Here is a 723-nt window from a genome sequence, read left to right on the forward strand (position 1 = left end):
ACGGACCGCGGTTAGACATCCATGACGATAAGGGTGGTATTTCAAGGATGGCTCCACGAAGACTGGCGTCCCCGCTTCAAAGCCTACCACCTATCCTACACATGCCGACACGAATGCCAGTGTAAAGCTATAGTAAAGGTGCACGGGGTCTTTCCGTCTAACCGCAGGAACCCCGCATCTTCACGGGGAATTCAATTTCACTGAGTCTATGCTGGAGACAGCGGGGAAGTCGTTACGCCATTCGTGCAGGTCGGAACTTACCCGACAAGGAATTTCGCTACCTTAGGACCGTTATAGTTACGGCCGCCGTTTACTGGGGCTTCGATTCAGAGCTTGCACCCCTCCTCTTAACCTTCCAGCACCGGGCAGGCGTCAGACCCTATACGTCGTCTTTCGACTTCGCAGAGCCCTGTGTTTTTGATAAACAGTCGCTACCCCCTGGTCTGTGCCACCCCAATCCACTTGCGTAAAAAGGGGTCACGCTTCTTCCGAAGTTACGCGTGCAATTTGCCGAGTTCCTTCAGCATAGTTCTCTCAAGCGCCTTGGTATACTCTACCTGACCACCTGTGTCGGTTTCGGGTACGGTCTATACGGTGGAGCTATTTCCTGGAACCGCTTCCCCGCCCAGACAATCCAATAAGTCTGAACAAGTTACGCAATCCGTCACTACCACCAGGCCCACGAATATTAACGTGGTTCCCATCACCTACGCATTTCTGCCT

General features: G+C 53.0%; 1 rRNA gene. It reads right to left on the minus strand.

Features of this window, described 5'->3' with window-relative positions:
- Positions 1-723: ribosomal RNA gene (locus MRBLMR1_RS28250) — 23S ribosomal RNA — on the minus strand; the annotation flags it as partial.

The organism is Neorhizobium sp. LMR1-1-1.1, assembly GCF_040675795.1.
In the GTDB taxonomy this organism is placed as follows: domain Bacteria; phylum Pseudomonadota; class Alphaproteobacteria; order Rhizobiales; family Rhizobiaceae; genus Neorhizobium; species Neorhizobium cellulosilyticum.